Source organism: Acanthopleuribacter pedis (assembly GCF_017377855.1).
Taxonomy (GTDB): Bacteria; Acidobacteriota; Holophagae; order Acanthopleuribacterales; family Acanthopleuribacteraceae; genus Acanthopleuribacter; species Acanthopleuribacter pedis.
In genome coordinates this window covers 388,084-413,157 of record NZ_JAFREP010000004.1, presented here as the reverse complement: position 1 = coordinate 413,157, position 25,074 = coordinate 388,084, and the positions used below count along the sequence as shown (strand labels likewise).

The window sequence follows — 25,074 nt, the reverse complement described above, 5'->3', positions numbered from 1 at the left end:
AACTTACCCATACTTTCCAGCCGTTCAATTAAGGAGCACTTTGCCATGACCCCGATTCCACGGGCCGCTCGAGCTCGTTTATTAACCTTGCCCATCATCCTTGCGATATCCGTTCTTTTTTGTTTTCCCCTGTCCGCACAATTCACCAAGGACCAACCCGGCGCTGACGGTTGGCTGGTCCAACTGGAAGGCGCCCCCCTTGCCCGACACCTGAAACATGCCCCGGCACGAAACAAAAAAGCGGCGCTGGACCAGCGCGCCCACCTGGCCGGTATTCGCCAACAGGTTCTCGGTAACCTGAAACAGGCAGATGTGGCATTTGTCGAAAAACAACGCTACGAAACCTTGATCCACGCGGTGGCGATTGAGGCTGACGCGGCGACGGCGGCGCGGATTCGCGATTTACCCGGCGTGATTGCGGTCAGTCCCAACCAGCGACGCCACGTGCGCCCGACCGCGATCACCCGCATGGCGGCACCCGCACAACAAACCAAGGAAACCCCCGACACCAACCGGGGTGAAGGCCGGGTGATCGCGATCATCGATACCGGCGTTGACTACAGCCACCCCGATCTGGGTGGTGGGTTTGGGCCGGAGTTTAAGGTCATCGGCGGTTACGACTTTGTCGACAACGACAGCGATCCCATGGACGGGCATTGGCACGGAACCCACGTTGCCGGCATTGCCGCGGGTGACGGCCAGGTCAAGGGAATCGCCCCCAAGGCCAAGTTACTCGCCTACCGCGTGCTCGGCCCGTTCGGCGGCCTGGACACCGACATCATTGCGGCTCTAGAACGCGCCGCCGACCCGGACCAGAACCCGCTAACCGATGACGCCGCCGACGTGGTCAACCTCAGCCTGGGCGGACCCGGCCACGCCGACGATATCCTCAGCAAAGCGGTCGACGCCGCGGTGGAAATCGGCATGGTGGTTGTGGTCGCGGCCGGCAACAACGGCAACCAGCGCTACCGCGTCGACAGCCCCGGCTCGGCGCGGCTTGCGGTAACCGTGGCCGCCCTGGATCAAGCGGGCGCGGTCGCAGGCTATTCCTCATTCGGCCCCGGCCGACCCCAAATCGCCAAGCCGGATCTGGCGGCACTAGGCACCCTCACCTCCACCATGCCGGGCAACCAATACGGTGAGGCAAGCGGCACCTCCATGGCGTCACCGGCGGTCGCAGGCGCGGCGGCGGCCATTCTGCAACGTTTCCCCGATTTCACCCCGGAACAGGTCAAACAACGGTTAATGACCACCAGCGAACCGGTCGGCGACGCACCTTTTTACGCGGCGGGCAGCGGCGCGCTGCGTTTGGACGCGGTCCTCAACAACAGGCTCCAAGTGGAAAGCACGCGAACCTACCTTGGCCGCATCAACCAAAAAACGGCATCCTGGCAACAAGGTGTTTCGCTCAGGATCACCAACCACGCTGAGGAGGCGCACACCGTCACCCTGTCCCCACGCGCGCAACGCCCGCTCGGGGTTTCGGTCACGGCAACACTCTCCGAAACCACCCTGCGCCTGGGCCCCGGCGAAACGGAAACCGTCACGGCGACGATCACCGTCGACAACCGCCGCGGCGAATACAGCCGCAAACACGGTTGGTTTTTTCAGCTACCCATCCAAGTCTCAACCGACGGGCAAAACCAACGCGTCGCTTTGTTCGCCGACAAGTACCTGAAGGTTGACCTGGTTCCAAAAGACAACCAGAGCATCATCCTGCACGCGGGAACAATTGGCGAGGATCTCTCGCCCGACGAGGACTTTTTCGGTTCCCAAGACCTGTTCGCCGAGCCGGGCCCGCAATCGATTCTGGTTCACGCTTCCGCGTTTGTCGGCCAAAACGCGACACGCGATTATGTTTGGTACAAGGAAATCGAGGTTGAGAATGATACGCGGATTACTTTTGACCCGGCCGATTGCACCAACACCTGGTCGCCGCGATTTATCGGTTTGGACGGCCGCGAACAAACCTTCACCCACCAAAACCTGTTGGTTCATCACCTTGCCTACCCGCGCCCTCGCGGCGGTGCCCTCCACGACACCAACAACAAGTTTCCCCAGGAAGTACGCACCACCGACCTGCCGGCGTACCTCGACCTCACCGCCATGGCCCTGGTGGACCTGGGCGCCAATCGGGTCGCCCTGATGGGGGCCCCGCTGCGCAACTTCGGTGACGAACCCAGCCCTGTTTTTGATGTGCGCGACTTTGTCAAAATTCCCGTCGACCTGGACCTCGCCGCGGCCGCCGACGCGAGTTCACTGTACCTGGAAGTTAACTCAGACCGCGGTCATTGGTTTTTCGGCAATCGCATCATCCAACCGATTCCCGATCCCGAGGGTGACCCACGCGAGCACCACCTCAAAGGCCGCCAAAACCTGGAACTCTATGTGCCGGCCGATTGGTCCTCGCTGCTGCCGCGGCGTAAGGGCAACGAGGCGCAACATCTTGGTTTTTGGCTGTCGACGGAATCGGTACGCAACGGCGTCAGCGGCGGCAGCATCACCCCGATCTACCAGGTAACCGAGAAGGGGACACTCCTGGCCCACCGACGACGCGGCCCGGAAGATGTTTGGCCGCTCACCGAGGGGACACCGCGCACAAGGATCAACCTCAACGGCGGCAATCCGATCCCGCACCTGGGCTTGGCATTTGATCCCGACCGCTTGCGTTTGGTTCTCGACAGCTTGCGTTTCGCCGACATGGCCGTCAATTCAGACGGCATCGGCGCGGGCGCCGCATTCCAAATCACGGTCATCCGCGACGACAGGGTCCTGGTCGATCAGGAGAACCTGTGGGCCGTCCTTGAACGCGCAACCGACTGGGGGCCTGGCGATTACGAGATCCACCTAACTATCGGCGGCGCATCAGCAAGGTACCGCGCCCGTTACGACGGTGAAACTCGCCACCACGCGGCTTCCCCGGTTGTGGGTCGCGCCGCCTACAGCGACGGCCGATTGACCCTGGATTTCTTGGATCGGGCTACCCACCAGCCGGACGATCCCGATTTCACCTTTGATGAAACCAACCTGGTGGTGGCCGTCGCCGCTCGCCGCGGCGGGGAAACGGACTGGCAACCCTTGGATATCACCCGCGATCCAAACCAAGTGGGCCGGTACCATTGCCAACCACCCGTTCCCGCTCTGGATCAGCGAATCGACCTGCAGGTCACCGCCCTGGACCCGCGCACCGGTGGAGAAACGGAACTGATCGTGCCCGGTTACTTGCACCGCGGCCACGCGACCCTGATCCCCTGGGTCGTCAACAACGAACGGTTCCAAAACCAACTCGCTTTTTTTAACGGCACGGACCAAACCCAAACCGTGCAGCTAACCGCCGCCGCCGACAGCGGCGAAACCCGCCGGCGCACCATCATCTTACCCGCGCACAGCCTGCAAACGCCCAGCCCGCAACACCTCTTCCCCGGCTTGGACCGCTACAGTTTGCGCATGGTCGCGGAAGACATCAACGTGCGCTGCGCCTTCACCACCCGCAATCACAACGCGGCACCGGCGCAAACCACGGGCCTCCCGGAAAACCAATGGTCACCGGAACTGACTTTCGGTTACCTGGCCCGCGATCTGATTCCGGCCCTGGTCTTAACGGCACCGGCCCAAACGGGAACCACACCAGACGATGAACGGGTTGATCTTGTTCTGAGCGGTGCCGGCGGGGAAATCGGCCGCCACAGCCTAACCCTAACCGAGGGACGGCCCGGTGCGTTCACCTTGGCGCAATTCTTCGACGCGGATCGCTTCGAAACCACCATGCACCTGCGCGCGACCACTGAAAGCGGCGCGCCCCTGGCCGGCACGGTGTTCAGTTTTAACGAACAGCGCGCACCGGCGATGGCGACGGCCTTGTCCTGGCGAACGGGTGTTGCCACGGAACAACTCATTCCCTGGGTGGTTGCCAATGATCGCTGGGTCAGTGAGATCACCCTGGTCAATCGCGGCCCCCGCATGGCAAAGGCTGTTTTCACCGCTTATCCCAGTGAAGACACGGCACCCATCACCATCACCCGCCCGATTGAGCGTGGTTTAACGGTTCTCCACGCGGCCGATTTGTTTCCGTTCGGAAAAGGCTACACCCTGACTTTGCAGGGCTTGCACGGCGATCTCGACGTGACCTACACCACCCTGGCCACCAACAACAGGGGCCTGCCGTCGCCCAGCATGACGACCGCGGTCAAAGACGAGGAACGCGGGCCTATCCTCGATTTCGCCCTGGTTCCCCGCCACGGTTTCTCCGCCATGGTGGTCACGGCACCCCGTGCCGAAACCGAAAGCGAGGTGCTGGTGACGGTCTTCCGCGGCGACGGCGGCAGGTTGGAAACAACGCGAACCTTGTCGGTCGGCCGTCCCTTGGTCCTACCGCTTGAAGACTTTTTACCACTCGGCGCAGAGGACGAAACGGTCGCGGTTCGCGTCCAGTCGCGCGCCGACCTGCCCCTCGCCGGGACGGTGTTTCACTTCAATGAGGCGGGCGAAGCCTCCATGAGCAAAGCCGCCCGTTTCCATTAGACAAGAGCGGCCGCAACCCCATTTAGTGGTTGCGGCTGTTTTTTTACGGTGCTTGGGGATGGTGAATTTCGATTTGTTGACCCGGCAAGATGGTTAAGGCGCGCGACGGGTCGTTGGTTTGCAAGGAGCCGACAACGAAATCGCCGCGAAGCTCAAGGGAACGCAAACCGGATTCTAACGAGATGACCCGCTGCTCACCGACGGCCATTTCCAACGTTTCAACTCGGGTTTCGCCGTCCTCATACACATGGGTCAGCACCACGGAGCCGGGAATCTTGGCCTTAAAAAGAGAAAGGCTGCCGGCGGGCTGCACGAACAAGGCGTGGGTCACCAAACCCTCGGCGGCGGCCCCGTCGAGGGTGCTGTTGCCGTGATCTCCGCTTAACCCGAAAAAACGCAGCGGCTTGTCGCTACGTGCCACCAGGGTGTGGACCGCGTCACCCTCGACCTGAATCCGCGGCGCATCGGTGGGAAACGCAAACACACCGCCTTTGATGTTCAGGCCCAAGCTTTTGCCGCGTGGGGGAATGCGCACGGTTTCCTCGGCAAAGATGCGACCTTCCGCCCCGTAAACCACCAGGTTGACATCGGCATCCGCGTCGTTGGGATTCACCACGGCGAAACCGTTCCAATCCAGTTCACCGGTGGCCAGGTTGATCGGTTGCAGCGCGCGAACTTGGTCGGGTAAGGCGGCCACCGCGGCCACGGCCGCCTCGCCGCGGTCCGCGCGGTAACCGTAAAGCTGGAAGCTGTTGACGGCCTGATCAGATCGGATACGCACCCAGGCGACCCGTTCCTCCGAATCCGTGTCGTCAAACAAACCGGGCTCGCCGGCGGGACCCTCGGCCAAGAAACCGACCCATTTTTGGAAAGGCGCCAACCCAAACGGGGCATCATCCCGCAAGAGCCGGCTTAGATCGCCGCCGCGTTCGCCTATTAACTCAATTTCCAGATTGATTTCCCGATTCACCGGATTCACCAACACCCAACCCGACCAAAAGCGCGCGCGGTCGGCGGGAACATGGGGCAACACGAAGGTCTGCCCGCTCGCGCCCAGGGCGGCAAGCGGCAAAGCGGCCGATTCACGACCGGTCGTATCGTCGATGTGGCGACTGAGCAAGCTGTGGCCGGCCAAGGGTAAACTGCTTTCAAGGCGCAACCAGCGCTGACCGTCGCCCGCGGGAACCAAAGTGAGGGATGCACCCGCGGCCAGGATATGGGTTTCGCGAGCTTGTTCCGCGAAGGCGCCGTCCGCGTCGCTGTAGGTGGTCACGATGATGGTGGCCGCCTCACGGTTAGGATTGGCAACGGCAACCTGGCTTTGCCAAGAAGCTGAAGCGGGGGGAATGTGGGCGCTGACGTAGGTGTAGGCCGCAACGGGATCGACGAGATTTTGGCGCGCGAAGGCGTTTTGAAACACGCGGGCGTGCGGTCCCTCCGGGTACAACCGCGCGGCGGTGGCGACAATCGCGGCGCTCCATTGCGGGGCGGTGACACCGCGACCCAAACCAAACATGCTTTCGATCACGATTTGGTCGACCTGCTCGCGGGGAATCCCGCGCCGCATCAGTTCCAACAAAGCTTGGAAGGCACCGGTCGACCAAATTTGACCGTGCTCGTGCCTGAAGTAGGTCATTTCGGGGTCGTATTTCTGTTCAAAGTCGTTGAGCAGGCGGCCGGCCCAACAGCCACCAAAAGCATCCCAAGCAAACACCCATTCGGGGCGCACTTGCAATCCCTGCAGCGAGCGCAAACTCCAGCTGCCCGCCCAGTAATCGCCGAACCCTTCACCGAGCATGAAGGTATCGCCGCCGCCGGAGAAGAAACCCGGCGCCACATCGAACTGAATCGCATGGCCGTACTCGTGGATGATGACGTCGGCATCCTCGTTGTCGTCCACGCAGCCGTGCCCAAAAGCGATGGTGTTTTGGGTACTGGTGTAAACAGAATCATCGTTGCCGAAGCGGCCGTCGGCGTCGACTGAAATGGGACCGTCCTGAATGCCGGTCGCGCCGACGAAACCGAGCTTTTGCAGGTAACGCTGGTTTTCGTCGATGTGGTAGTAACTCATGGCGTCGTTAAAGCCTTGTTGCCCGCGCGCGAACTGCCAAAAACCGTCCGCCGTGGTGGTCGGCGCGGTGTTAGGCGCCTCGAAATCCACGATTTGCACCCAGGGCCCGGACAGATGGAAACGCCCCTCCGCGGTGCTGATATCGCGCAGGGTACGCAGGAAATAAGCGTCGGCAAAAGCCTCGGGCGGCGATGCGTCGGTGAGGTCGAAGTCGCCAAGCGTGGTGATCGGATCGGGATCGAACAGGGTGGCGCTGCCGTCGGCGCGTTTGGCGGGGCGCGCCGGCGCCGTACGCAAAGCGCGTTGGGTGCGGAACCAAGCCACGGCCTCGGCGCGGTTGCGGGGCGGGAGCTCGGCGGCTTGGCGTGGCTCGCCGCGGCCGTGGTAACGCTGACGGTTGTGGGTGTTCAACACGGCGCCGTCGACGGCGTCAACAAACACGGCCCAATCGCCTTGGGGTTCGCTCGTCAAGATTTCCACCAGCCAAACCAAACGCGGACGGCCGTCGACATATAGGTAACGGCGTGCGGCACGGGGTTCGGCGCCAAGGTCGCCGCGCACATCCAAATCCTGCCAGGCGATTTCGAGGGCGTCGTCTGCATTGAGCAGGTTTTTCGCGGCCCGGCGCGGTGGAAGGCGGCTTTGCTCAGGCAGAAAACCCTGGTATTGCAGGCCGTCGCGTTTGTTGAGGGAAACCGTCGCTTCTTCACCGTGGACGGGAATCCCGTCGAGGACGCGGGTAAAGGTGAAATGATGGCCGAGCAAACTTTCTTTGTGGCGGGTCAAGCGCCAGATACGACGCCCCTCGGGGTCGGCGGGCCGGTTTCGCCGCAGCCAAGCCCATGCTTGGTCGGTGGCGTTCTGGAGGACGACGGAGGCCGCCGCGTCTCGCTCGGTTGCCGCGGGCGGTTCAAGGGCGGGCGACGCGGCCGAAAGCCAAGCGACGCAAAGGAACAGGGTCATCAAGCGGTAGTTCATCAATATTTCTCCTCGGAACCTGAATCGTGCCGTGTCACGGGCAGACGACACGAGAGATCTGACCGACACCAACAGGATACGGTCGCAACATGCAAAACCACCACGGCAAAAAAGGAGGCCGAATGGATGGTGTCAAGGAACCCGCGGCACGAGGGAAAAGGGTCGGTGAAGGTGCGATGGAAAGGTGCCGGAACGGGCGGTGGTTTTTGCGGGATGGGACGCAACGGTGGCGGGGGGCCACCGATTGCTTGCCTGAACAACGATCCGAGGGAAGAGATTACCCAAAAAAGAACAGCCCGGGTGTGTTTTTCCCAAAACACACCCGGACCGCAATCAAAACGGGTTCCCCGTCAGCTTAGGAATCAGGTTTGGCCTGACAACCGTATTGGTCGAGTAACTTCTGAACCTTGGCGATTCGCTCAAGCTGCTTGTTGCCCTTTTTCTTTTTCTTCTTTTTGGTTTTGGGGGCGGCATCCTGCAAAGCCTTCATTTTCAGCAAGACACGGCACATCAAGGCGGGTTCGTTTTGCCAGCGCCCGGCCTCAATCGCTTGCAGCCAGGGCACGCATGGGTCGGGAAGCTCCCCGGCCAGTTCTTCCAGTTCAAGGTCCAACGGATCCATCGCGGCCCGACGCCGCGCATCCGCCTCGGCTTGTACAGCCGCTTCCCGCTTCATCAACCAACTGGTTTCCAGCTTTTTTGAACGCTTCATGCGGCCATAACCCACGCCCGTTTTTGCGCCGGCGCCGGCCCAGGTCAAAGCCGCCTCGATCCAGTCGTTGAGCATGACCGCGTCCCCTTCTTCCAAGGGCACCCGCGGCAGCCAACCGAACAAAAAAGGCGCTTGCTCGGCGGTCACCAAAAAAGGGATGGGGATGGGGGAACGCCAGTCGCCGGGTGGATCATCCGGGCTCCAATTCCCAAAATGGGGTGTGATGACATCCACCTTAAGGTCGACCGCTTTGATCGGGAGCGCGTCGAGAAAGCAAACGGAACCGGCGGATAAGCCGCTGTCTTTGCCGTCTCGAGGACCGAGCAATCGCGAAACGGTGGCTTTGGCAATCCCCTCCGCCTCGGCCCAAGCCCGGACCATGCCCTTTACGGAACTCCCCGGCAAATAAGGCGCGGGCAAAGTCGGGTGCCAGGTGAAACCAATCTCAAGGGGATGGGCGCGCCCCGTGCCGGAAACAAAGGTGGACGCGGTTTGGAAGATCCGCCAGGCACCTTTTCGCGCTTCGATCAGTGCGATGCGTCGGTCGCGTTGCTCCTCAAACTGCGCCGTGTCTTCAAGTTTTTGGGCGGCAACCTGGTTCGCCCAATCAAATTTGGGGTTTGCACTTTGACGCTCGGCCTTGAGCGACCAATCGCCGCCGGGCGTTTGCTCCCAGGTGTTGCAAAACTTGTCGAACCAGAGGCCGAGATGCCCGTCGGGATGAAACGAAACCGAGTCCTTGCCCGCGGCGGCGGTGTACAAAGGTCGCATCATTCCGGCACCGCCTCGGTTGGGATCGCCGCCCGGCAGAACTTTTTATGCCAGGTCAACCAAGCAATCGCTTCAGCCTGTGCCAAGGTGTAGTCGGCCTGATTACCCTCAATCACTTGTTGCAGCAGGTACTTGCCGTCGGCATTTTTTCGGTGCGGGTACACACCGTCATTGTCCCGGCACAACCAGCCACTTAAGTTCGCGACCAGCTTTTGGTGTGCTTTTTCCTCGGCAGATTCTGGTTTGGCGCCGGCGGCGGCGAGTTCGCCGGCCACGGCCTGGCCCAATCCATTGATCAAAATCGCCGGGCCGAGGCGTTCCACGTAGGCCCGGTAACGCGAACACAAGGCGGCTGATCCATCACCTTCCGGTAAGGCCTTGACACATCGCAGGGCGTCAGAGGCTCGGTCTTGTGCCAAGGTTTTCATGCGCCACCTCCTTGGGCGGGGTAAGGCGCCACGGCAAACCAACCCTGACCAACTGTTTCGTTGCCACCGACCTGCAGGTAGGGCCGCGACTCGGGGAACCATGTTTCGGCAGCGGCGCCGGCCGCCCCCGCACGATCAAACAACATGGTATACATCAGCGTGTCGGGTGGCAGTGTTTCCTCGTACCACAGACTTTTGCTTTGTTTGGTTTTGGCCTCCAATTGGTTGCGCGCCTGAACAGTGAGGCCGTAACGCGCGAACCAAGCAAAGTCCTTATCAGTAAGGATCACCATGGTTTTTGCCAAGCGCTCCCGGGTGAGCTGATGCCGAATGAGCGGGGCGACGGCGGCAATCCATTCCTCGGGTACAGACCCCGCCCCCTGAAACAAGCGCTCTTCCAGAAAAAGCTTGCCTACGTTGCACCCAAGAACCTCACCGTCCTTCACGTCCGGCAGGGCATGGTTCAACTTCACGCCAATCCGGCCCAAATCCCGCGTCAAACGTTCCAGTAATTGCGGGCAGGTCGCCCAACGAACGGCGCCGGTCAAACTGCGAACGGGCAAGAGCAACAACCGGCCCTCGGTGATCAAAAACCCACCGGCGCATTCGCGGCTCCCAAACCAGTCCTCAAGCCGCTTCTCACGTTTTTCTTCATGTCCCTCGCTTTCCGGCAGACACTTCGTCGCATGATCGCGCAAGGCGCCTTTGAGACTGGATCCCACCAGCACCGGGTAATCGGTGCCCGCCTCGCGTGCAACCGGTAAATCAATCACGCCGTCGCCGCGGCCGCTGCCGGGGTGAATCGGTGTTTCGGCCAATAAGCCCATCATCATACCTTTCATCGTTGACCCTCCTCGGTCCATGTTCCCAAAGCGACGGCACCGTAACCCAGGTTGCGGCGTCGTCCGATTTGCAGTCGGCCGGCTTGATTGGTGCGCATCGGCCCGAGCTTTTCTTTCTCAGGCAGCTCGCAAAAAAGCACGCTTCCCGCCGGCAACAAACACCGACTGCCCAGGGGTTTGCGGTTACGGGCATCCCAGCCGCCGACCCGTTGCGCCCGGTTCAGGCACGCCGAAACCACGCGGACGCCGCCCAAAGTAGTTAGGGTGCGGCCGATCAACGGCGTTTTCTCTTCCAAATCCAGCGCGGTCAGTGCCGTCACGGTCAAGCGTCCGTTTTGGGGCGGCTTTTCCGGTAGCGGGCAAAAGGCCGGCGCGTCCCAAGCTTCGCAGGTCACCAAACGACGTTCGCCGCCCAGGATCATCGCGGTGCCTACAGGGATCCGCCAATCCGCGGGCAATCCGAAACACTGAACCCCAAGCGAAACCTCGGGTTTGAGGCGGATGTGGCGCGCGCTGTAGAGTTTGCGCCGCTCCGCGGTGCGGGTTTCAGGATCACGGGCAATGCCGACCCGCCGTTCCTCCAACCAGAGTTTGTCGCGCGGGATCAAGGATTTGGGATCGGGCAGTTGTCCGTTGAGCACGGGGCCGAGGTGGCGTGCGCGAATCCAAACGCCTTCGGCTGCCTTGAGCTTGGGTCCTTCTTGACGCGGCCAAGCCGGCAGGCGCACCGCCGACCCCAAATCACAGGTAACTGCTTCGCCGGGTTGTGCCACGACCTTCGGTTGCCATGTGTCCTTTTCCATGCAGCCGAGCACATGACGCGGCAGCGGGAAAACGGGTTCATTTTTGAACAGTAAATAGGGACCGGCGACGTGCAGGGCGCCCAACTTTTTAGGGCCGTCACCCAGCACGGCGCTGATCTCACTCGGCCATTTACGAGAACCACACCACCCGTTTTCACGGGCGAGGCAGGCGCGAATCGCCCCCGCCATCGTGGTCGGATAGGGTGGAAACAGGCCGCCCGGCTCGGATTGCGCGGCGGTCCCGGTTGAAAACGGGGTGTTGTCGCTGAAGAACAAAACGTCGTGGGGTATCAATTTGAGACTGATCACGGTGCCACCTCCTGAAATTCGGGAAAAGCCAGGAAACAGGCCGTCATCAACCCGTCCAGGCCGACCTTTTGCGGCGCCGCCGTCTCGGTCTGAGCAGGCGCGGGCGCCAGGCAACGGACGATCAGGTCGGTCAAATACCCCGCGCTGTTTTGATCCACGTCTTCACCGCGAATGGTGAACCCGCGCACGATTTCCGCGTAGAGGAATCCGTGGAGATCGGTGCCTTCCGGCAAGTCAACCCAATCGCCGGGATGCCAGGTCGCCCCCGCGCACAACACCGTTAAGGTTTGGCGCAAACGGTAAACCAGCGACGTAGAGAGTTCGCCACGCCGATCCGTTTGCCCGTCGGCCGCGCCCAAGGCAACCGCCAATTCTTGGATCAAAGCAACAGCCCCCTCACAAGAACCGTCAGCGCGCAATCGCTGCCAAGTACTGACCCAGAGGGCACGGGTACCGCCCCGTTTGGCAACGGAAACCGCGAGGGAATTGCGGCCGTTACGGTTTTTGGCAACATCGTCGAGACAACGATGGGCCTCGTCCAAAGCCATGGTGATCGGCTGGCGGAGATGGGCAAACACCACCGCGGCGGAAAGCGTTGGGTTGATTTTGAGATCTACGCCTTCTTTATTACAAACGGCTGAAAATGCAGCACGATAGGCTTCGGCCAAGGCAGCCGCACAGGCAAGCGCCTTCGGAACCGGCAACATGGCCAAAACATCGTCACCACCGGCGTAAATCGCCTGACCGCCATGGTTAGCTACAGTTTCTTCCACCCCCTGGGTGAATTTCTGTAACGCGGTACCAATTTCTTTTGCCGACAAGCGTGCGGCGAGTGTTCCCAATTGATCGCCGTCAGCCAGCAAAATCGCGTAGGCGTTGGGCGGCGTGCCGGCCGCGATACCCGAAGGCCCCGGCGTCGCCTGGAGCCGATTGAGTTGTTCAGCCCAGTATTGGCGCCGCTTTTTATCCGCATCCTCACCAATGGTCGCCTGGTCCTTCAAGGGGCATAATTCGGCATCCTGAAGCGAGTCCTCGTAGAGGTAATTGGGATCGAGATCTTCGAGAACGCCGGTCGTGGCTTTGCGCCCGACACGGAGGGCCTGATCTGCCGAGGCCTCGCGGATGTGTTTGCGGAAAACAAGCGCTTCCTCGGGCGCGGTTTGGTTGATTCGCGCCAGCCAAGGTTTGAGGGCCAGGTCAACCGTGGACGGGTATTTGTTGGGATCGAGCCGCCAACCCACGGCTTTCTCGGCCACCAAGGGAAACAACCGTTTGACCGCGGCAATAGCACACAGGCGTTCGTCCGGGCGCAAGGTCCCGCGGGGCAAGCGCTCCCGAACCCGTTCCCAGAACACATCTTGTGCTTTTCTTTCTTCTTTTTTGGTGGCGCGAACCAAACCGGACAGTTCCTGGTAGTCGTACATCATGGTGCACTTGGTACCCTGCTCGGGAGCCAGCAAACGGGCCGCCCATTGTTTACGGCGGCTCCGCTTTTCGGCCAATTCGGCTGGATCGGTGCCCGCCTCACCGGCAACCCAGGAAATATCCCAGAAGGTTTCAACCTGCCGCCGCCAAATAGCAGGGCCGTCCCAGCCCGCCATTACCTCAGGTGCAAAGGCTCGTTGCCAAACAGCATTACAGATTCGACGCCAAGCGCCGTTCACGGCCCGAATGCAGGCCTCGGCTACCTCGGCCGCGGGTGCTTCGACCTTTACCGTGAAATGGTTGGGCACCGAACCAATCGCGGGCGGTTCACCTTCCCGTTCGCCGCAAACCCAGTCGTACAACCGGTCACCCTTCACCACGGGTTTGATAATTTTCCCATTCCGATCAAGCGCGGCTTTGATCGCGTGCGCGGAGAGGTAGGCGAGCAGGTAGGAACTGCCCCAAAGGTCACCGGTCCGCCGCGACTGAGCCACAAACTGCTGAACCGGGCCGATGGAAACATCCAATATTTCGGTCATGTCAGCACCTCCAAGGCTTCACCAAAAGGCTCCTGTCGTGCTTTCCCGGTTACCAAGCGATCCAGAAACCGAACCACCGGTTTGTAGATTTGGTCCTCTTGTTCAAGTCGATGCTTGCGACCCCCGACGGAAATCATCCGAGCATGTTTCGGGAGAAAAACGCTCGGTAAAAACGAGAGGATCGCGACAACGCGGCCGGCCAGGGGATGAACGTGAATCAATAACGGGCTCGCACGACGATCCAACCGAGGATCCGCCGGCCCAACTTCATCCTTTTTTTCCGCACCATAGTTATGCGGCAACCCAAATGCGATGCGCTCCGGGTAGGTGTCGCGCGGACCAATGCGCATGATGTCGTGATCCTGTTGGAAGTTTTTTTCGCTCGGGATTTTGTTGAGAATGAGGCCGTTTTTTCCATAACTTCGATAGCGAACCATTTCCCGGCCGACGAGGTTCAACAAACCGAGGGGAGAAAGTTGCTTGCCGGCGGTGATCAACACAATCCTGGCTTGGTTGGAAAAAGCGGTTATTTCGGGATAAGCGTCCCCCGTCATGGGCTGAAGCACATCGCGGAGACAGTGTTTCAGCGAGACGAGGTCGGCCGGCGGCGTCCAGATCGTTTCCGTTTCTCGCGCTAGCAGAGACATAGCTAAGGAACCGTAGCCTTTGCGACTCTTGGCACCCATGCCTCCAAGCAAACCGACAAGTTTCAAGGCAGCGATGACCGAATCTTCCTCGGCGGTCTCTAAATCGCGACACCGAAGGTGAACGGTCATCGTCGGCAATTGCGGAGCAGATGCCGCGAAACAACCACGCGTCAACTGTCCCGCCTTGGTTCCTTTGTTGTTACTGCCGAACGCCTCCATGACCCCGTAACCAAGGTAACGGGCGCCGTCACCCACCACCTCGCGGGTTTGGGAATCCTCAAGAACGGTTCCGGGCGCAACGGTTGCAAGCGGTTCGGTTTCTTCTCCCCATCGCAGCAACACACGGCCTTGCCCGCCGGCGGCACTTCCAAACAATTCATCTTCGAGTCGTTTTAATTCATTCAGATCACCGCCGCAACGGGACCAGTACCAAGCGCGCCACCAGTAACGCAGCACCCCTTTAAAGCTCGGCAACCGCAATTCGGGTGCTCCGTCCGCGCCGCCGCAGAACATCGGCGTCACCACCCGATAAGTCGCCTTGAAATTTACGATCATTCACCAACCTCCCGAGCGGGGTTGGCAAGCACACTTTGATGCATCATGCATTGCTCCTTTCGTGGAAAAAGCTCGGCTGAAATCCTCCGGGGTATGCCATCGCCACCCCGGGTTTCAATTCCGGCCTGCCAGGTGAAAGGGAAAAAGCGAGATTTTTTTCGGTGTTGTGCCCATTTTTTTTAGAAAAAATCTAACCCACACTTCTCACCACAAGCCTCCATCTTGCATTTAAATACCTGATATTAATTAGCTTGATCGACCACCCCGTTGAAAAACAATGGTAGAACAGCCTCGACTTAGCACTGCTAAGCCGAGGGTCGGCCCCGCTACGTTTGCATTTGGTCGTAACTTGTTTTTTCACAGTGATTTCAAAGCCTCACGACGAATACTGGTGAGAAATAGGGGCTAAAACCAAAGAAGCAGCAGCAATGAACCCAACACCAAAAAGGGTTTTTTCAAGATCAAACCCACTGATCGAAGGAACACCCCATGGAACAGACGACCCAAAATTTTGTCCTGGCCTTAAGTTGGCAAAACCCATCCTGGCAAGCCCAGGTTCTCGAAAGCCCCGCCGGCGAAGCGCGCGCACGCTTTGAGTTGCCGTTTAGTTTTCACGCGCTCATGCACTGGGCGAACAACCATACCGATCTAGAAATGCTGGTCGAGCCCACCGAGACGGAACAGGACCACCAACTTCACAACTTAAGCGCCACCGATATCGGCGTCCTGCTCTACAAAACCCTGTTCACCGGCCGTGTGAAGGAAGTGTTCGATAAAACACGTACTTTTTGCGAGGAAAACGGCCAAAACCTGCGCATCGTACTGCGTTTTGACACCCATTCAGAAAAACATCTCATCCTCTCCAGCATGCCCTGGGAAATGTTATGTGACCCCAGTACGAATGTGTTCTTTTGCCATGAAAAACACGTCACGCTCGTGAGGCACCTGGAGCAAGCCCACCACGAGGTCGGCCCACCCTTGCCGGCGCCGCTCAAAGTTTTGGCCGTCATTCCCAACCCAACGGGCGACAAGGAACTACAGGTCAATACGTTTGACAGAAATGAACACCTCGCGTTACTGCAAAAAATTTCCGAGGAAGAACCCTTTAGCCTCCACATTCTCGAAAAACCGACCCTGGAAGCCCTTTACCTTCACCTTTTGGATCACGAATATGATGTGCTCCATTTCACCGGGCACGGTGGTTTTTACAAGGACAATGCCGTCCTATTGTTTGAAGACGAAAACGGTCGCTGTGATCCTGTTGCGGACCGACGATTTGTTAGCGTGGTGCGGAGTTGTCCACGCCTGCGTTTGGTTCATCTGGTCTCATGCCAGACCGCGAACACCGCTTCCGGCAAACGCTTTAGCCCGTTTCACGGCTTGACCCACGCCTTAATTGGGGCCAAAATTCCCGCCGTCGTCGCCATGCAGTTTCTCATCAACGTTCAAGATGCCTATGACTATGTGACGACGTTTTATGATCGAATCGCCAAGGGCGAACCCTTGGATAAAGCGGTTGACGACGCCCGCATTCGTTTGTGGGTGAAACGCAACAACAACCTCACCTGGGCCACACCGGTTGTTTTTCTGCGCAACAGGGACGCGCGCCTTTACACCCTACCGGAATCCCAACGCCTTCACATTAACGCTTTCGAATTGTTGCACCCAAAGGATCAGCGCGCCATGCGATCTCAGCAAATTGAGTATTGCAACCTCACCCCTTTTTTCACCCAAGGCGACGGGGCGCGCACACGGCGCATCGTCCATCCAGACAATTGGGCCTCCGTCAAATCCGAACTCAAATATTGGCGCAGAACCCTCAGTACGGCATCACCGGTTCATTTTGAGGGAAAATGCCCGCTCTCGGTTTGGTTTACCGTGGGTTACATCTTTCAACAATCCACCCGATTCATCATTGCCTACCAACAATTCAACCAAAGAACCAAGAAACTGGAATGGTGGCATCCCAATCCCCAGGCCAAGCCGATGGCGATTGAAGCATCTTGGCCAGGCAACCGACATGGCGATGAAATGGTGGTCTCGGTGAATTCGGTTGACCCCCATATGGAACAAAATGTCGGCGTCTATTTAGCCGAAATCCGCCACGATCACCTCCCGTGGCTGCAGCTCAGCATCGCGGATGCCGACCGCCGCATCTTTAAAGATGGACAGCAAGCCAATGGTTTTTGCAATGCCGTCATCCAAAAAATCACCGCGCTGAGAGCGCAAAAAATCCACCTGTTCCTCGCGGTCCCCTCCGCTGTCGCACTTTTTATCGCGAGGGAGTTACACGTGGGCAAACAATTCGAGATCTACGAGTATCAAAACCCCGGCTACACCAAAGCTTTTTCCTTGGGTAGCTAACCAGGTTCGGTCACGCGCCGCTGGACCTCGGGCCAGCGGCCGCGGCCGATGGGGATTTCGGTCCCGTTTTTCAGCACCGCGCCGTAACGGCCGCCGCCCGGTCGTTTGAGGCTCTTTATTTCACCAAGACAGACGATGTAGGACTTGTGCACCCGCAGGTAGGTTTCGGGAAGGACGCGCGACAGTTGCTCCAAACTTTTGGCGTGTAACAGGGTTTCCCCATCGCGGGTCCAGAGTTCGGCGTAATTGCCTTCGCTTTTAACAGCTACCACGTCGGCGATGTCGACCAGTTGAATGCGGCCGTGCTTTTTGATGGTCAGGGTGCGCACCGATTGTTCGCGCCGCTGTTTGACCCGGCCGAGGGCTGTCGCCAACCGCGCCTGATCGAAGGGTTTGGCCACAAAATCCACCACGCCCAACTCAAAGGCTTCCAAGGCACGTGCCGTGTTGGCGGAAATAACGATGGTTTCAAAAGCACCCGCGGTGCCGCGTTTGAGCAGGTCAAAACCATCCTCACCGGCCAGGTTCAAATCGAGCAGCAACACCTCCACCGGGTTTTCGGCCAAATAATGTTCCGCCTGCTCGAAGTCCTCACACCATGGGATCGCCTCGGGCGTGACGTCCAAAATCGCGGCGACGAAACGGCGAATGCGTTTGGCCACCATGGGGTAATCTTCAACGACGAGGATGTTTAACATCTTCGGGAACCTCCAGCAGGGTCGTCCAGGTTTGATCCGAGACCGCGGTTTCCAAGTGCCACCCCTCGCCGAACACCTGGCGCAGGCGCGCTTCGATGTAGCGCGTGCCGGTGCCGATACGCGGCGACGCGGTCCCGTTCTTCAGCAGCGATACCACGTGGTAGCGGGCCGAGCCGTTTAACGGCTCGCGACGTACCGACACAAAGGGCCGCGCGACATCGTACCGGCCGTGGGTGATCGCGTTCTCCAGCAAGGTCAAGAAAACGCCCGGCGGCATCGGTCGGCTAGGGTCCAGATTCTGTGTTTCCAAGCGCATGGCCCGGTCGGTCACAAAGTTCATCGTGGCCAGGTGCGCCTGACAGAGTTCAATTTCTTGCGCCACCGTCACCACCTCGCGATCACAGAGATCCAACATCAGCCGGAAGGCGGCGCTCAAGGCGTCAACCATGACCACACCTTGTCGCGGGTTCTCTTCCATATACTCCATGGCGGTGGTGAGCGAGTTCATCAGGAAGTGGGGGTGAATCTGTTTGCGCAGCAGTTCGCCCTTGAGTTGTTCGGCCTGAAGCCGGGCCTGGAGCACTTCTTCGTTTTTGGCACGAAAGCGATGGATCAACAAACCCATCACGGTGATGATCAGCCCCAGCAGACTGAGAAAAAAGGTGTTGTCGTGAAATACGCTGTTGGCGAGGATGAAACTGACGAGAACGGTCGCCAAACCCAGGGCCATGACACGGGCGCCGACCATACGCCGCTTCATCCCTTTGAAGGACAACACCAGGGAAGCGATCAGCGCCAGAATCACGGCGATGGTGCCCTTGGCGTCGTAGTAGGGTTCGATCCAGGCGATGAACAAGGTAGCCGCGATAAAACCGCCGTAGTACCGCGGCGATAAACGCAATCGGTAGAGCAGGGTAAAAAACAACGGCAGCAGCCAAGCCAGAGCCAGGGTGACCACCACAATCGCCTGGAGACGGGTGAAGTGCCAATCGTAGGTGTAGTTGATCAGGAACTTGCTGAACTCGAGCAGCAACAGGATGGGAAAAAGGAGCGCGATCCCGCTGAAAATCAAGTATTCCCAGCGTCGTTCTACCCACACGAACAGACCCAGGAACAGGAGCGCGGCGGGGAGCGACCCACTGAGCAGGCTCATGTAAAACACGGTTTGGGGTACATCCGCCCGCGCCAAACGGCGGCTGTCGCCCGCATCAAAATCGAGGAATTGTTTGCCGGGCGGTGCGTGGAAGCTGGAAATTTTGGCGCTGAGAAAATGCTCGCCGGGTGTGAGCAGGTGCGGTGGCACGACGAAGGTATAACGCAGGCGACCCGGTTGCTCGCCACGCCGGTCATTACCGGGTAGACCGTTGCGGGCAATCAGCACGCCGTCCCAGTAAACCTCGTAGGCGCCCAACAAGGACAGGTAAACGCCAAGCGGTTCTACCGGCGTGGTTTCGGCTTCGCCCACGGCAATCCGACAGCCCCAAACCCAAGTCGCCGAGGTGCGCGGCAGATCGTGGGACCAGCTCGCCCAATCCGGCGGCGGGGCCGCGAGCGAAGCGGGCGGGGCGGTGGTCGTCCGTTGTTCGATCACCCCGAATGGGGGCACCGCGAACCAAGTCAGCAAACACAACCAAAACACGGCTTACCGCCGCCAGGGGTGCAAAGAAAAGCGCATTGGAACCGCCGTCAAAAGAGAATGGCTCATTATAACGTGGCGTGGGTGACGATCATCCCGCGCTGGGTGACGTTCGTCATTTGTCGCCGGCATGGGCCGCGGCCGGCCGGTAACTTAAAGTGCGACGGGAATCTTCCCGGTTTTTCAGGAGGCGAACCCCATGTTCCGTTATTTTATGCTTGCGCTGCTTTTCACCTTCACCTGCACCGCCCAAACCCGGTTCATCCCCCACGTGACCCGCGCGGGCGGCGGCTTTGATACCCATATTTCGATCAACAATGTGGCGACCGGACCGCGCGCCTACACCCTAACGGCGTTCGACCAGAGTGGCCTAGCAACGATGGTGGTATCCGGTAACCTGGCCGCGGGCCAAAGCCTGCAACGGGACCGCACCGAACTGTTTAACGGGTTCCCGGTATCGCATCTGTCGGTGTCGGGCGTCGACATTCACGTCGGTGTGGCCTACCGATCTACCGCGGCCCAAGGGACCCCGGCCGAGGTCTTTGAAACCACGGGCACCTCAACCCATTGGCGCCTCATTCCCGGCAACGTCAACCATGCCTGGGACGGGATCGCCCTCGTCAACACGGGCACCGTCCCAACAGCGGTGGAAATCGTGCAGGTCGACGGGCGCGGCGCGGTGGTCCACCGCACCACACCCGACACGTTGCAAGCGGTCGCCCCCAACAGCAAGGGCCTCTACCTGTTCGAAACCGATTTCGCCCCCGTCGAGCAGGGTTGGTTCGAGATCTTGAGCGAGGTCCCGCTGGCAATCACGGCCCTGCGCGGTAGCCGAGACGGCGCGGTGCTATGGCAAAGTGAAGCGGTGGATCTGCAAACGGCGGATCTGGCCAACCCGGTGGACCTGACCACCAAACCGGTGATCTTCACACCCGATTTCGGCGAACCCATCGACGCCGAACTGGGCACCTTCCATGTCAAAGAAAACCGGGACAACCCGAATTCCCGTTTGATCCCGATTCATTTTGTGCGCCTGCCGGCCACCACGTCCCAACCGGGCCCACCGATTGTTTACCTTGCCGGGGGACCGGGTGGTTCGGCGGTCGCGGCGGCGTCCGGCGTGCGTTATGAAACCTTTGACCGCATGCGCGCCGCGGCCGATGTGATTCTGTTCGAGCAACGGGGCACGGGTCGCTCCGACAGCATCCCAACCTTTACCGGCTGGTACCAAACCCCGACGGATCAACCCACCACCGAGGCATTGCTTACTGAAACGGTGGGCGCCTTCGCCGAAGCGGCACGGGCCTTTTGGGAAAGCAAGGGTGTGGATTTACAAGGTTACACCAGTGTGCAGAGCGCCCACGATTTGGATGCGATGCGCCGCGCCCTCGGGGTGGAGCAATTGACCCTGTGGGGCATTAGCTACGGCACGCACCTGGCCATGACGACGGCGCGTTTGTACCCGAACCGCATTCACCGCATGATTCTGGCGGGCGCGGAAGGCCCCGACGACACGCTAAAACGGCCCCTCGACGCGGACACGGTGCTGGAGCACATCCAAACCTTGATCGCGGCCGATCCCCTGGCAGCGCAACAGTTTCCCGATTTTCGTGCCGACCTGCGCCGGGTTCTGGCCGAACTGGCGACGACTCCCGTCAGCATCGCGGCAACCAATCCCCATAGCGGCGCGGATGAAACCATCGTCGTCGGCCCCTACGACCTGCAACTGTTGCTAGCGGGTGCGCTTTCCCAAGGGGACACGGTGCGTTTGGTGCCCCAAATCGTTGCGGCCGCGGCGGCCGGACAATACACGCTGCTGGGTCGCTTTTTCCAAGAAGCCCGCACCGGTACCTTGCACGCGATGGGTTTGGCGACGGATCTGGCCGCGGGTGCCTCCAAAACACAAAGGGCCCGTGTTGATCGAGAGGCGGCCTACAGCTTGCTCGGCAACGCGCCCAACGTCTGGATGCAAGGTGCACTCGCCGAAAAATGGCTGCCGGCCCTGCCTTTTGAAAACCGCTCGCCATTGCAAAGCGACATTCCCACCTTATTTATCGGCGGTACCTTGGACGGCCGCACCCCAATTTCACAGCAGGAAGCGTTGGCCGAGGGTTTTGCCAATGCCTATCACCTGATCCTCGAAAACGGCGGGCACGGCGACGATTTGATCAGCGGCGATCCAGGCATCGCCACGACCATGATCGAATTTCTCGCGGGCCAAACGGAGCCGACCCAAACCATCGTCTTACCAGCCCCGGATTTCCTGAGCCCCCCGAACAAATCGGTCGCAGGTCGCTAACCCGCATTTCTCACAAGGAATTCTGCTACGAAGCCGAAAGCCATGCGATTACGAGGGGGCGGCCTTCCGCGTTACTCGGTCGAGCCGCCTTCGCCTCAGCTGCTACGCCGAAGGGTCGGCCCCGCGAAAGGTCGGACCCCTGTGCCGTCTCTCGGTCGCAATCTTCGTACTCACAAGGCTTTCTGCTTCTCGCGACGGATCTTTGTGAGAAATGCGGGCTAAAGCAGCTTTTTGATTGTCCCGATAACGGCCGTACCAGCACAGGTTACCAAGTCGGGGCGAACGATGCCGTCACAGCAACCAAAATCTAAGGTGGTCCTCGTCACCGGCGCCGCCGGCGGGATCGGTTTGTCGATTGCGCATGCGCTGCTGGCGACAGATCACCGCCTGGTCCTGACGGCCCGGGCCGCATCCCTGCCCCGTTTCGCCGAGGCGGGCATCGCGGAAAACGAACGGGTGCGTCTGCGCGCGCTCGACCTGCTGGTCCCGGAAGAAGCGGACAGCTTGGTGGCGGAGATCCAGCGCGATTGGGGCGGTGTCGACGTGCTGATCAACAACGCGGGCATCTGCTACCGCGCGGTGATCGAGCACCTAACCGACCGCGACGAACAGCACCAATTCGCGGTTAACTTTTTCGGCGCCATGCATTTAACCCGCTTGGTGTTGCCTGGCATGCGTCGGCGGAGACGGGGGCACATTATTAATTTGTCGTCGGTGGGCGGCATGATGGCGATGCCGACCATGGGCGCCTACAGCGCCTCAAAGTTCGCGCTGGAAGGGGCCTCGGAGGCGTTGTGGTACGAAATGCGGCCCTGGGGCGTGTCGGTCTCACTGGTGGAGCCGGGGTTTGTACGCAGCAGTTCCTTCGAAAACGCCTTGTTCACAGAAAAAAGCCGCGCGGCCTACGCGGACCCGAAGCGGGTTTACCATCCCTACTACGCCAACATGATCGGCATGATTGCCAAATTGATGTACGGGTCATTCACCACCCCGGAACACATCGCGCGACGCATCGTGCGTTTGATCAATCGCCGTCATCCGCCCTTGCGCGTGGCGGTTACCTTCGACGCACACCTGTTCGACCTGATGCGCCGCCTGCTGCCAAAACGGCTGTACCACCGCATCCTGTGGTGGGGCCTGCCACACCACCGCGACTGGACCACCCCCGGCGAGGACCCCAAGATTTAACCGTCGCGTTAAGGCGATCACCTTTTCGAGAGAGCAAGGAGCAATTATTTAAAAGACGAAACAAGAACACCTGCAATGGCCGGCCAAGGAGCTTCTCAGTGAAAACCCAATGGCCGCCGCTTTGGCTACTTTTCAATGTCGAACAACATGAACACCTTTTTGCACATTAAGGAATGAATCGCCCAGGGGCTCTGGGAAAAACCGGGGCTCGGACCCTGTCTTGCGGCGAGCCCCGGTCGTTTGTGGCCGGAAACGTTAGTTGCTGAAATCGAAGTAGGCGAACACCGGGTAGTGGTCCGAGTAATTGCCCATGACGTCCATGTCCTGGCGGCGTTGGCCCTCGCTGGTCGCCATCATGGCCGGCGCGCTGGAGCGCAACACCAAAACCGCGGTTTCGCCGTAACTCGGTTGCGGACCGAGCTTGTCAACCAACACGTAATCCAAGAGTTGCGGGGTTGCACCGGCGGCGAAGCTGTTGGTACGTCCGTCCAAGGAATAGGCAACCCCATGGTTTTCCGTTTCGTAATCATTCGCCTCGAGGCGGTTCAGCATGTCCGCGTATTCGCCCGTATCACGATCCACGTTGAAATCGCCCGCCAGAATCACGGGTTCGTCGTCGGCTATGGCCTGTTGGTCGATGAAACGGCGCATTTCGTCGAACTGGGAACGGCGCACGTGGCTGTTGTTGTCGTTGTCGTAATCGGCTTGTAGGTGGCTGCCAAATACATGGTACACCCTGCTTTGGCTGCCGACCTGTTTTTCAACCGCGGCGTACATCACCCCTTTTTCGGACAAACAATCACTCGCGGCACACACGGATTCATCGTAAACCAAGTCGTTCCACGTGATGATCGGCCAGCGGCTGACAATAAACACACCGCCGTCCTGCTCCAAGCCCTCGTCCTTGCCGACGATGTCGGTTCGGTAGGGATACAAAGCGCGCACCAGTTGCCACAAGCTGTTGCCGTCGGAAAGATCGCCCTGTTCGTCGAAGCCGCGCACGTCGTCGGCAAACGCCTCGCTAAACACAATGACATCAAAACCGGCCAAAGCTTCGGCCACGTGGCGGGCCCGCAAGCGTTGATCGGTGTTGCTGATGCTGGTTGGCAAAAGCTGCAGGTTGTAGGCGAGCAAGGAGAGTTCATCGACGCTTCCCGCCAAGCCACGCAAATCGTCGTAGACGTTTTGTTGATGAACGACGTACACCAGATCGTCGTACCAGCCGGTGTAGGCCGATTTAAACGAGGTCAAGATCCCGGAACTTGATTGACTTTGGTGAACGGCGCGATCTCCATGCCAGCCGAGCCCGTCGGCGGTATGGGACAGGCTGGAACCAATCCAGTTACCGCGAAGCTTTTGGTGCAGGGTCGCAATGAGGCGACCGGACTGGAAAACGCGGGTTTCGAAATAAAAGGTACGCCGCCAGGTGATGCCTTCGTCGCGGTTGAACCAAAGGTAAGGGGTTGATTTTTGCCAGGGCTCGAGCCGGACCACCGTTTGGTTCCAGTGACGGCCTTTGCTGAGGCCGCCGTTGACGGAGACCTCCAGGGTCAGCGGTTCGGGGGTATCGTTTTGCAGGTATACATAGGTTTCCGCCTGAACCACAACGGGCGCGGGGAACCAAAAAACAAGAAACAAGGTGGTTTTGAACAGGGCGGTCAGGACCGAAATGGACAGAAAACGCAGGGCAACCATGAACGCACTCCTTCCCATCACCCGAGGGATGGGTCTGTGTAATTGGGCATAGCGCGGCCTCGCGCCGAAAAGCACAAGCCTCATGAGATCCAACAACTTGGAGAAAACCAAAACGCTGTTAACAGGGTGTGAGCAGGCGGTGCCGCGACGGAGAAGGACGCGAATTTCGAAAGAGGCCAAGGATGGGTAATTTACTGATGCTTTACATTCTACAAGAAATAACGTGACAATCAATCACGTTTTACCCCGGAACAAAAAAAGCCCGTACCCAAGTTCGGTTGATTCAAGAGCGATCCACGGGAAAGCGAGGCACCGGGCCGGGTTACTTCGCGCAGTCCAACTGGAGACTTAATCCGCATTGCGCACAAGGGCACCCATCAAGACAACCTGTAACGCGCGGGGTGACACCTGTATCTGCAAGCGGTACGGGCATGCAAACCGGGCGGTCGCCACCTTTGGCCGCTAACCCTTCACAATCAAGGTGATACAGGTCACAGACCATGCCGCGACCGACGCAGCTTCGGCCGGCATCAATTTCGCTCTATGTCCGCTAAGGTTCCGCGCCGACACTCCCGTTTCATTGCCACCCACGG

At 59.6% G+C, this 25,074-nt stretch carries 14 protein-coding genes; 4 read left to right on the top strand and 10 right to left on the bottom strand.

Annotated features, from left to right (window positions below; translation table 11 throughout):
- The first annotated feature begins 45 nt into the window (after window positions 1–45).
- The gene (locus J3U88_RS06395; RefSeq protein WP_207857669.1) at window positions 46–4,521 is read left to right on the top strand and encodes a S8 family peptidase; all 4,476 of its coding nucleotides are present in this window, start codon (window positions 46–48) and stop codon (window positions 4,519–4,521) included.
- Window positions 4,522–4,564: 43 nt separating this feature from the next.
- Here the strand turns inward: J3U88_RS06395 and J3U88_RS06390 are convergent, their stop codons facing one another.
- The 7 genes from J3U88_RS06390 to cmr1 form a co-directional block, all read right to left on the bottom strand.
- Window positions 4,565–7,570 (bottom strand): PepSY domain-containing protein, encoded by a 3,006-nt coding sequence (locus J3U88_RS06390; RefSeq protein WP_207857668.1) that lies wholly within the window; start codon window positions 7,568–7,570, stop codon window positions 4,565–4,567.
- Between the two features lie 355 nt (window positions 7,571–7,925).
- Complete coding sequence (gene cmr6, locus J3U88_RS06385; protein ID WP_207857667.1) at window positions 7,926–9,056, bottom strand: type III-B CRISPR module RAMP protein Cmr6; 1,131 nt, start codon at window positions 9,054–9,056, stop codon at window positions 7,926–7,928.
- Complete coding sequence (gene cmr5, locus J3U88_RS06380; RefSeq protein WP_207857666.1) at window positions 9,053–9,481, bottom strand: type III-B CRISPR module-associated protein Cmr5; 429 nt, start codon at window positions 9,479–9,481, stop codon at window positions 9,053–9,055. Before cmr5 ends, cmr6 begins: the two co-directional genes overlap by 4 nt.
- Window positions 9,478–10,323: a type III-B CRISPR module RAMP protein Cmr4 gene (cmr4, locus tag J3U88_RS06375; RefSeq protein ID WP_207857665.1), complete on the bottom strand. Its 846-nt coding sequence runs from the start codon at window positions 10,321–10,323 to the stop codon at window positions 9,478–9,480. Before cmr4 ends, cmr5 begins: the two co-directional genes overlap by 4 nt.
- Window positions 10,320–11,435, bottom strand: coding sequence for a type III-B CRISPR module-associated Cmr3 family protein (locus J3U88_RS06370; RefSeq protein WP_207857664.1), 1,116 nt, complete (start codon window positions 11,433–11,435; stop codon window positions 10,320–10,322). The genes cmr4 and J3U88_RS06370 overlap by 4 nt, the downstream gene beginning before the upstream one ends.
- Entirely contained in the window at window positions 11,432–13,399 is a 1,968-nt protein-coding gene (gene cas10 / locus J3U88_RS06365; RefSeq protein WP_207857663.1) for a type III-B CRISPR-associated protein Cas10/Cmr2, read from the bottom strand. Before cas10 ends, J3U88_RS06370 begins: the two co-directional genes overlap by 4 nt.
- On the bottom strand, window positions 13,396–14,601 hold the full coding sequence (gene cmr1 / locus J3U88_RS06360; RefSeq protein WP_207857662.1) for a type III-B CRISPR module RAMP protein Cmr1: 1,206 nt from the start codon (window positions 14,599–14,601) through the stop codon (window positions 13,396–13,398). Before cmr1 ends, cas10 begins: the two co-directional genes overlap by 4 nt.
- 489 nt (window positions 14,602–15,090) lie before the next feature.
- On the opposite strand from cmr1, the gene J3U88_RS06355 reads away from it, so the two are divergent.
- Window positions 15,091–16,965 carry a CHAT domain-containing protein gene (locus tag J3U88_RS06355; RefSeq protein WP_207857661.1) on the top strand — a complete coding sequence of 625 codons (1,875 nt, stop codon included), beginning with the start codon at window positions 15,091–15,093 and terminating at the stop codon, window positions 16,963–16,965.
- Here J3U88_RS06355 and J3U88_RS06350 read toward each other — a convergent pair.
- Together J3U88_RS06350 and J3U88_RS06345 are read right to left on the bottom strand one after the other, a co-directional pair.
- Window positions 16,962–17,663 carry a LytR/AlgR family response regulator transcription factor gene (locus tag J3U88_RS06350; protein WP_207857660.1) on the bottom strand — a complete coding sequence of 234 codons (702 nt, stop codon included), beginning with the start codon at window positions 17,661–17,663 and terminating at the stop codon, window positions 16,962–16,964. The two genes, J3U88_RS06355 and J3U88_RS06350, sit on opposite strands and share 4 nt — an antisense overlap.
- Complete coding sequence (locus tag J3U88_RS06345; RefSeq protein WP_207857658.1) at window positions 17,641–19,302, bottom strand: histidine kinase; 1,662 nt, start codon at window positions 19,300–19,302, stop codon at window positions 17,641–17,643. Before J3U88_RS06345 ends, J3U88_RS06350 begins: the two co-directional genes overlap by 23 nt.
- A gap of 196 nt (window positions 19,303–19,498) precedes the next feature.
- Here J3U88_RS06345 and J3U88_RS06340 point away from each other — a divergent pair, with 196 nt between their 5' ends.
- Together J3U88_RS06340 and J3U88_RS06335 are read left to right on the top strand one after the other, a co-directional pair.
- Window positions 19,499–21,598: an alpha/beta hydrolase gene (locus J3U88_RS06340; protein WP_207857657.1), complete on the top strand. Its 2,100-nt coding sequence runs from the start codon at window positions 19,499–19,501 to the stop codon at window positions 21,596–21,598.
- A gap of 285 nt (window positions 21,599–21,883) precedes the next feature.
- Window positions 21,884–22,786 (top strand): SDR family NAD(P)-dependent oxidoreductase, encoded by a 903-nt coding sequence (locus tag J3U88_RS06335; RefSeq protein WP_207857656.1) that lies wholly within the window; start codon window positions 21,884–21,886, stop codon window positions 22,784–22,786.
- 255 nt (window positions 22,787–23,041) lie between these two features.
- Here the strand turns inward: J3U88_RS06335 and J3U88_RS06330 are convergent, their stop codons facing one another.
- The gene (locus J3U88_RS06330; protein ID WP_207857655.1) at window positions 23,042–24,481 is read right to left on the bottom strand and encodes a sphingomyelin phosphodiesterase; all 1,440 of its coding nucleotides are present in this window, start codon (window positions 24,479–24,481) and stop codon (window positions 23,042–23,044) included.
- Window positions 24,482–25,074 lie beyond the last annotated feature (593 nt).

What these genes read in the sequence shown, in the direction of transcription:
- J3U88_RS06335 (WP_207857656.1), top strand. Translation starts at nt 21,884, where the DNA reads ATGCCGTCACAGCAACCAAAATCTAAGGTGGTCCTCGTCACCGGCGCC.
- J3U88_RS06355 (WP_207857661.1), top strand. Translation starts at nt 15,091, where the DNA reads ATGGAACAGACGACCCAAAATTTTGTCCTGGCCTTAAGTTGGCAAAAC.
- cas10 (WP_207857663.1), bottom strand. Translation starts at nt 13,399, where the DNA reads ATGACCGAAATATTGGATGTTTCCATCGGCCCGGTTCAGCAGTTTGTG.
- J3U88_RS06395 (WP_207857669.1), top strand. Translation starts at nt 46, where the DNA reads ATGACCCCGATTCCACGGGCCGCTCGAGCTCGTTTATTAACCTTGCCC.
- cmr4 (WP_207857665.1), bottom strand. Translation starts at nt 10,323, where the DNA reads ATGAAAGGTATGATGATGGGCTTATTGGCCGAAACACCGATTCACCCC.
- J3U88_RS06340 (WP_207857657.1), top strand. Translation starts at nt 19,499, where the DNA reads ATGTTCCGTTATTTTATGCTTGCGCTGCTTTTCACCTTCACCTGCACC.
- J3U88_RS06390 (WP_207857668.1), bottom strand. Translation starts at nt 7,570, where the DNA reads ATGAACTACCGCTTGATGACCCTGTTCCTTTGCGTCGCTTGGCTTTCG.
- J3U88_RS06330 (WP_207857655.1), bottom strand. Translation starts at nt 24,481, where the DNA reads ATGGTTGCCCTGCGTTTTCTGTCCATTTCGGTCCTGACCGCCCTGTTC.
- cmr1 (WP_207857662.1), bottom strand. Translation starts at nt 14,601, where the DNA reads ATGATCGTAAATTTCAAGGCGACTTATCGGGTGGTGACGCCGATGTTC.
- J3U88_RS06350 (WP_207857660.1), bottom strand. Translation starts at nt 17,663, where the DNA reads ATGTTAAACATCCTCGTCGTTGAAGATTACCCCATGGTGGCCAAACGC.
- cmr5 (WP_207857666.1), bottom strand. Translation starts at nt 9,481, where the DNA reads ATGAAAACCTTGGCACAAGACCGAGCCTCTGACGCCCTGCGATGTGTC.
- cmr6 (WP_207857667.1), bottom strand. Translation starts at nt 9,056, where the DNA reads ATGATGCGACCTTTGTACACCGCCGCCGCGGGCAAGGACTCGGTTTCG.